A 5,283-nucleotide genomic window follows, 5' to 3' on the forward strand; every position below is an offset into this window, starting at 1 on the left:
CCCCCCACCCAGGGGGAGCCGGCCCTTTTTCTTTCTTTCGCCTTGCGGTGGCACCGCCATGCAGCACCGCAGGACGTTCATGTCCCGGATCAGCCGAAGCGACCCGAGATGTAGTCCTCGGTCGCCTGGACGGACGGGTTCGAGAAGATCCGGTCCGTGTCGTCGAGCTCGATGAGCTTGCCGGGCTGGCCGACGGCCGAAAGGTTGAAGAAGGCGGTGCGGTCCGAGACGCGGGCCGCCTGCTGCATGTTGTGCGTCACGATGACGATCGTGAAGCGCTCCTTGAGCTCGCCGATCAGGTCCTCGATCGCCAGCGTGGAGATCGGGTCGAGGGCCGAGCAGGGCTCGTCCATCAGCAGGACCTGCGGCTCGACCGCGATGGCGCGGGCGATGCACAGACGCTGCTGCTGGCCGCCGGAGAGGCCGGAGCCGGGCTTGCCCAGGCGGTCCTTGACCTCGTTCCAGAGGTTGGCTCCCTGGAGCGACCTCTCGACTATGTCCGCGAGCTCGGACTTCTTGAAGTTGCCGTTCAGCCGCAGGCCCGCCGCCACGTTGTCGAAGATGGACATCGTGGGGAAGGGGTTCGGGCGCTGGAAGACCATGCCGACCGTGCGGCGGACCGCGACGGGGTCCACGCCGGTGCCGTACAGGTTCTCGTCGTCCAGCAGGACCTTGCCCTCGACGCGGCCGCCGGGGGTGACCTCGTGCATGCGGTTGAGGGTGCGCAGGAAGGTGGACTTGCCGCAGCCGGAGGGGCCGATGAAGGCGGTCACGGAGCGGGGCTCCACGGTCATCGAGATGTCGTCGATGGCCTTGTGGGTGCCGTAGAAGGCGGACAGTCCGGAGACGTCGATTCGCTTCGCCATGAGGGGTCACTTCGCTTTCATGAGTCGCGTCAGCGACCGGTCTTCGGGGCCTTCCAGCGGGCGATGCCGCGGGCCACCAGATTGAGGATCATGACGAAGGCGATCAGGACGAGGGCTGCGGCCCACGCCCGGTCGTAGGAGGCTTCACTGCCGACCTTGTACTGCTCCCAAATGTAGAGCGGGAGCGAGGACTGGGCGCCTTCGAAGGGGTTGCCGTTGATCAGCTGGGAGCCGAAGACCAGCAGCATGATCGGCGCGGTCTCGCCGGCGATGCGGGCGACGGCCAGCATCACACCGGTGGAGATACCGCCGATGGCGGTCGGGAGCACGACCTTGAGGATCACGCGCCACTTCGGCACACCCAGGGCGAGGGCGGCCTCGCGCAGCTCGTTCGGGACGAGCTTGAGCATCTCCTCGGTGGAGCGGACCACGACCGGCATCATCAGGATCGACAGGGCCATGGCGCCGGCGAAGCCGGACGGGCCGAAGCCGAGCATCAGGTTCCAGGTCGTCAGGATGAACAGGCCCGCGACGATGGAGGGGATGCCGGTCATGACGTCGACGAAGAAGGTGACGGACTTGGCGAGGCGGCCCTTGCCGTACTCGACCAGGTACACGGCGGTCAGCAGGCCGATGGGTGCCGCGATCAGCGTGGCGAGGGCGACCTGCTCGATGGTGCCGAGCAGGGCGTGGTACACGCCGCCGCCCTCGTCGAAGCTGGTCACGCCGTTCATGGAGTGGCTGAGGAAGTTGCCGCTCAACAGCTTCAGGCCCCGGCTGATCGTGGTCCACATCAGCGAGAGCAGCGGGATGACCGCGAGGACGAAGCAGACCCACACGAGGGAGGTCGCGACGCGGTCCTTGGCCTGGCGGCGGTTCTCGATCACCGCGCTGGCGGTGTACGTGACGGCGATGAAGAGCAGAGCCGCGAGCAGACCCCACTGGATCTTGCTGTCGAGGCCGAAGACGAGGCCGATGCCGCAGCCGAGGGCGATCGAGAGGGCCGCGATGGCCGCCGGGGCCCAGCGGGGCAGGCCGCCGCGGGTGAGGCCGGCGGGAGCGGCGGACTTGCGGGCCCGGGTGGGGCGCGGGTCCTGGAGTGCGTGGCTCATCAGGCGTTCGCCCCCGAGAAGTCCTTGCGGCGAGCGATGATCAGGCGAGCTGCACCGTTGACCAGCAGGGTGAGCAGGAAGAGGACCAGACCGGAGGCGATCAGCGCGTCGCGGCCGAACTCGTTGGCCTCGTCGAACTTCGCGGCGATGTTCTGCGCGAACGTACCGCCGCCCGGGTCCAGGATGTGGCCGGAGATCAGGAAGCTCGGGGAGAGGACGGTCGCGACGGCCATGGTCTCGCCGAGCGCGCGGCCGAGGCCGAGCATCGAGGCGGAGATGACGCCGGAGCGGCCGAAGGGCAGCACCGACATCCGGATGACCTCCCAGCGGGTCGCGCCGAGGGCCAGGGCGGCCTCCTCGTTCATGCGCGGGACCTGGAGGAAGACCTCACGGCTGACGCTGGTCACGATCGGCAAGATCATGATCGCGAGCAGGATGCCGACGGTGAAGAGCGAACGGGCGACGCCGACCTGGGTCTTGTCGAAGACGTACGTCCAGCCCAGGTACTCGTCGAGCCAGAGGTTCAGGCCGTTCAGCTGCGGGACGAGGAAGAGGGCGCCCCAGATGCCGTAGATGATCGACGGCACGGCGGCCAGCAGGTCGACCGTGTACGCGAGGGGCGCGGCCAGCTTGCGCGGCGCGTAGTGCGAGATGAACAGGGCGATGCCGACAGCGATCGGAACCGCGATGGCCATCGCGACGATCGAGCTGACGACGGTGCCGAAGAGCAGGACGGCGATGCCGAAGACGGGCGGGTTGGCCGACGCGTTCCAGTCGAAGGTGGTGAGGAAGTTCCCCTCGTTCTTCGACAGGGCGATCGAGGCGCGGTAGGTGAGGAAGGCGGCGATCGACGCCATGATCACCAGGAGCAGGATGCCGGAGCCCTTGGAGAGCCCGGCGAAGATCTTGTCACCGGCGCGGCCGGTGGACCCTGAGCTCCTGGCGACAGGCGGAGCCGTGTCTATCGGGGTGGGTGTGGTGGAAGCCATGGTCTTTCCGGTCTGTGTGGGGGGCATGCCCCCTGGCGGCGGTGCACCGGATTCCCCCGGGTGGAGGGGAAGGGTCCCCGAGGTGTCGCCTTCCCGTACGGGGACGGCCGACACCTCGGGGGCGGGATTCAGCCGAGGGTGTTGATGACTTCGCGGACCTTGGTGTTGATCTCGGCCGGGATCGGCGCGTAGCCGTTCTCCAGCAGGACCTTCTGGCCGGCGTCCGAGGCCGCGTAGTTCAGGAAGGACTTCACGGTCGGGAGCGTCTCGGGCTTGTTGCCCTTGTCGCAGACGACCTCGTAGGTCACCAGGACGAGCGGGTAGGCGCCCTCGGCCTTGGTGGTGTAGTCGAGCTTGAGGGCCAGGTCGGAGCCGGTGCCGGCGATCTTGGCGGCGGCGATGGCCTTGGAGGCGTTCTCACCGCTGGCCTTGACCGGGGCGGCGGCACCGGTGTTCAGGTCGACCGTCTTGATGCTCTGGGAGCTGGCGAAGGAGAGCTCGAAGTAGCCGATCGCACCGTCGACCTGCTTGACCTGTGCGGCGACGCTGGCGGAGCCGGAGGCCGACTGCCCGCCCGGGGCGGCCCACTTCTTCGCGGCCTCGTACGGCCAGGCGTCGCCCGCGGTGGCCTTGAGGTACTTGGTGAGGTTCTCGGTGGTGCCCGAGTCGTCGGAGCGGTGGAAGGCCTGGATGGCGGTGGAGGGAAGCGTGACGCCGGGGTTCAGCTTCTTGATCGCCTCGTCGTCCCACTTCTTGATCTTGTCGTTGAAGATGTTGGCGACCGTGGCGGCGTCGAGGTTCAGCTTGTCCACGCCGGCGACGTTGAAGCCGAGGGCGATCGGGCCGCCGACCATCGGGAGGTCGATGCCCTGGCCGCCGGTGCAGATCTTCTTCGACTCCTCGACCTGCTCCGGCTTCAGCGCCGAGTCGGAGCCGGCGAATCCGACCGTGCCCTGGTTGAAGGCGACGATGCCCTCACCGGAGGAGGAGGACTTGTAGTTCACCTCGACGCCGGAGCAGGCGGCCATGTAGTTCTTGATCCACAGCTCGACGGCGTTCTTCTGCGCGGAGGAGCCGGAGGCCAGGAGCTTGCCCTTGGCGTCATCGCACTTGATGTCGCCCGCGGCGGCCGCGGAGGGCTTCGCCGAGCCGTCGGCGGTCTTGGTGTTGTCGTCCGAGCCGCACGCCGTGAGGACCAGGGCGCCGGACACGACAAGCGCCCCGAGGGCGGAGGCACGAAGCATGTTCTTGCGCTGAAGCTTCACTTTCGGGTGTTCCTTCCAGAAGCCGCCGACCGCTTTCTGCATCGGGGCGGCGTGCGAAGAGGACTACGTCGGTTGTGCGCGGCTGAGCTGCTCGACCTCCGGGCGACTCGCTCCGTGCACCACCGAAATTAGGCAGAACAGGTGAAGCAGCCGACCGGGCCGAGTGAACGGATGGTGAACCGTGGCGGACGACCCGGTGCGCCCCGGGCCCGTCACACACAGCCGTCATCATCCGTTACCCCGACGTTATCGCGGCGTGACCCGCGGGCTCCGGAAGCCAGACGTGCCGGAATTCGAGGCGGGCGGCCTCGACCTCGTGGCGCTGGTCGGCGTGCAGGACACCGAGGGCGTAGGCCGTCGCCGGGGCGATGCGCGGGGTGCGGGCCGCCGTCGCCGAGGCGGTCGCCGCCTCGGCCGCGTCCCGGTGGCGGTCCAGGGCCTCGCCCGCGGCCGCCGGCCGGGTCACGTCCTCGCCGAGCGCCTCCCGCGCGTACCGGTGGACCCGCAGCAGACGGCGCACCTCGTGCCAGAGCCCGTCGTGGTCCGCGTTGTACGGATGGACCCCGTCGGCCGGGGGCAGTGCGGCGACCGCCGCCGACAGGCGGGTTTCGGCCACGGCCGCCAGCGGGACGAGTACCTCCGAGACCCGGCCCCGGGCCGCGACCGGGTCCAGCGGGACCTCCGAGGCCAGCACCGCCACCGCGTCCGCCACCGCGTGGAAGCGGGAGGAGCCGAGCGCCTGGAGGGTGGCCGAGTGGGCGCGCGTACGGGCCAGGGTCAGCTGCCGCTCCAGCAGGGCGCCCGCCCGTGCCGAGCCCACCGTCAGCGCACCGGCCGAACCGCGCGGCGCGGGCAGCTCCGGGGACCCCGACAGCCGGTGCAGGGCGTCCATCAGCCGGGTCAGCCGGTCCGCGTACGCGTGCTCGCCGGCCAGCGTCGAGGACAGCCACACCAGCTCGGTGCGCAGCCCGTCGGCCCAAGAGGACTCGGTCACCACCCGGAAGGTGGCCAGGGATCCGCTGATGCGGCGCGCAGCCCCCCGCAGGCTGCG

General features: G+C 69.4%; 5 protein-coding genes. All 5 read right to left on the reverse strand.

Annotation, left to right across the window (positions count from 1 at the left end):
• Positions 1–89 precede the first annotated feature (89 nt).
• Entirely contained in the window at positions 90–866 is a 777-nt protein-coding gene (gene pstB / locus ACWGIU_RS28830; protein WP_453710623.1) for a phosphate ABC transporter ATP-binding protein PstB, read from the reverse strand.
• A gap of 29 nt (positions 867–895) precedes the next feature.
• Positions 896–1,978: a phosphate ABC transporter permease PstA gene (gene pstA, locus ACWGIU_RS28835; RefSeq protein ID WP_453710625.1), complete on the reverse strand. Its 1,083-nt coding sequence runs from the start codon at positions 1,976–1,978 to the stop codon at positions 896–898.
• Positions 1,978–2,967: a phosphate ABC transporter permease subunit PstC gene (pstC, locus tag ACWGIU_RS28840; protein ID WP_453710627.1), complete on the reverse strand. Its 990-nt coding sequence runs from the start codon at positions 2,965–2,967 to the stop codon at positions 1,978–1,980. The genes pstA and pstC overlap by 1 nt, the downstream gene beginning before the upstream one ends.
• Before the next feature lie 128 nt (positions 2,968–3,095).
• Positions 3,096–4,232 (reverse strand): phosphate ABC transporter substrate-binding protein PstS, encoded by a 1,137-nt coding sequence (gene pstS / locus ACWGIU_RS28845; protein ID WP_453710629.1) that lies wholly within the window; start codon positions 4,230–4,232, stop codon positions 3,096–3,098.
• A 235-nt stretch (positions 4,233–4,467) separates the two neighbouring features.
• Positions 4,468–5,283 (reverse strand): CHAD domain-containing protein (locus ACWGIU_RS28850; RefSeq protein ID WP_453710630.1); only part of this gene is annotated, 816 nt, incomplete at its 5' end.

The sequence above is a fragment of the Streptomyces sp. NPDC054840 genome, assembly GCF_053611065.1.